This window comes from Clavibacter sp. MX14-G9D (assembly GCF_032917815.1).
In the GTDB taxonomy this organism is placed as follows: domain Bacteria; phylum Actinomycetota; class Actinomycetes; order Actinomycetales; family Microbacteriaceae; genus Clavibacter; species Clavibacter michiganensis_K.
Genome location: NZ_JAVCVL010000303.1, coordinates 1 through 2422, shown reverse-complemented (window position 1 = coordinate 2422; position 2422 = coordinate 1). Strand labels below are relative to the sequence as shown.

Annotated in this window: 2 protein-coding genes; both read left to right on the top strand. The window is 70.0% G+C overall.

Translation table 11 applies throughout. The features are described from left to right. Positions 1-1079, top strand: a 1079-nt coding sequence (locus Q6969_RS14975; protein ID WP_317231156.1) for a sugar ABC transporter ATP-binding protein, incomplete at its 5' end; no start/stop codon positions are given. Next, positions 1076-2284, top strand: a complete 1209-nt coding sequence (gene mmsB, locus Q6969_RS14970; protein ID WP_317231155.1) for a multiple monosaccharide ABC transporter permease — start codon at positions 1076-1078, stop codon at positions 2282-2284. The genes Q6969_RS14975 and mmsB, both read left to right, overlap by 4 nt. The last annotated feature ends 138 nt before the right edge of the window (positions 2285-2422 follow it).

Genomic DNA, 2422 nt, shown 5'->3' with positions numbered 1-2422 from the left:
AGGCGCTCTCCAAGGAGGTGAAGCTCCTCATCCTCGACGAGCCGACCGCGGCGCTCAACGACGACGACTCGGCGCACCTGCTCGGCCTCATCCGCCTGCTGCGCGACGAGGGCATCACGAGCATCATCATCAGCCACAAGCTCAACGAGATCCGGGCGATCGCGGACGACGTCACCGTGATCCGCGACGGCCGCACCATCGAGACCTTCCCCGTCACCGACTCGGACGAGATCGAGACCCGCATCATCCGCGCCATGGTCGGCCGCCCGCTCGACGCCCAGTTCCCGCCGCGCGAGCCGCGCATCGGCGAGGAGAAGCTGCGGGTGGAGAACTGGACCGTGCACCACCCGGTGGACGTCGACCGGATCGTGGTGGACGACGCCTCGTTCAGCGTCCGCGCGGGCGAGGTCGTCGGGTTCGCCGGACTCATGGGGGCCGGCCGCACCGAGCTCGCCATGAGCATCTTCGGCCGCTCCTACGGCTCCGGCATCACCGGCCGGATCTTCAAGGACGGGAAGGAGATCCGCACCCGCACCGTGAGCGAGGCCATCAAGAACGGCATCGCGTACGCGACGGAGGACCGGAAGCGCTACGGGCTCAACCTCATCGGCAGCATCACCGTCAACGTCTCGGCCGCCGCGCTGTCGAAGCTCGTCCGCCTCGGCGTCATCGACCGCCACCGCGAGTACGCGGTCGCGGACGACTACCGCAAGAGGATGAACATCAAGACGCCCGACGTCGCGGCGGTGGTCGGCAAGCTGTCCGGCGGCAACCAGCAGAAGGTCGTCCTCAGCAAGTGGATCTACTCGGGTCCCGACGTCCTCATCCTCGACGAGCCGACCCGCGGCATCGACGTGGGGGCGAAGTACGAGATCTACAGCATCATCAACCAGCTCGCGGCCGAGGGGAAGGCGGTCATCGTCATCTCCTCCGAGCTGCCCGAGCTCATCGGCCTCTCGGACCGGATCTACACGATCGCCGAGGGGCGGCTCACCGCCGAGGTCACCCGGGCCGACGCGACACAGGAGGAGCTGATGCGGCACATGACCGCCAGCCGGAAGTCAGGAGTCGACCAGTGACCGTCATCCCCGAGCAGGCCACCGCGCCGAACGTGCCCACGCCGGACGGGATCAAGAAGCGCCCGCGCCGCCGGGTCGACCTCCGCCAGTACGGGATCCTCGCGGCCCTCGCCGTCATCATCCTGCTGTTCCAGATCCTCACCGAGGGGCGCCTGCTCTACCCGGGCAACGTGGCGAACCTCATCCAGCAGAACGCGTACGTGCTGATCCTCGCGATGGGCATGGTCATCGTCATCATCGCGGGGCACATCGACCTGTCGGTGGGCTCGGTCGTCGCGACCGTCGGCGCCGTGGCGGCGCTCAGCATGAACGAGTGGGGCCTCCCGTGGGGGACCGCGGTGGTCCTCTCGCTCGTCGTCGGCGCGCTCATCGGCGCGTGGCAGGGCTTCTGGGTGGCGTTCGTCGGGATCCCCGCGTTCATCGTGACGCTGGCGGGCATGCTCGTCTTCCGCGGCGTCGCGCTGGTGCTGCTCACCGGCGGCACGATCTCGGGCCTCCCGGCCGAGTTCAACTCCATCGGCAGCGGCAACCTGCCGACGACCGGCGCGCCCGACCTCATCACGCTCGGGATCGGCGCGCTCGTGTCGCTCGCGCTCGTGGTGCAGCAGCTGCGCACCCGGGCGACCCTCCGCAAGCTCGAGCTGCCGCGCGAGCGCGGGGCCTCGTTCTGGATCCGCACGGCCATCGCCGTCTTCGCGATCATGTACCTCTGCTACCTGCTGGCGTACAACCGCGGGACGCCGATCATCCTGATCATCCTGGCGACGCTCGTGCTCCTGTACTCGTTCCTCCTCACCCGCACGGTGTTCGGACGGCACGTGTACGCGATGGGCGGCAACCTGTTCGCCGCGATGATGTCGGGCGTGAAGACGCAGTGGGTCAACTTCTTCATCTTCGTCAACATGGGGCTCCTCGCCGGGCTCGCGGGCGTGGTCAGCACGGCGCGCGCCGGCAGCGCGGTCGCCTCGGCCGGCCAGAGCTTCGAGCTCGACGCCATCGCCGCGGTGTTCATCGGCGGCGCGGCGGTGCAGGGCGGCGTCGGCACGGTCGTCGGCGCGGTCATCGGCGGCCTCGTGATGGGCGTGCTCAACCAGGGCCTGTCGATCCTCTCCGTGGACGCGGCCTGGCAGCAGGTCATCAAGGGCCTGGTGCTGCTCCTCGCGGTCGCGTTCGACGTCTACAGCAAGCGCCGCTCCGGCCGCTGACCCGCGACCCGCACGACGACGACGGCCCGGCCGGTCCCCCCGCGGGGTCCGGCCGGGCCGTCGGTCGTCCGGGCGCCGCGCGGGAGGAGGACGGCCCGGTGGAGCCGGAGCCCGTCGTGTGCTCAGCCGCGGTGGCGG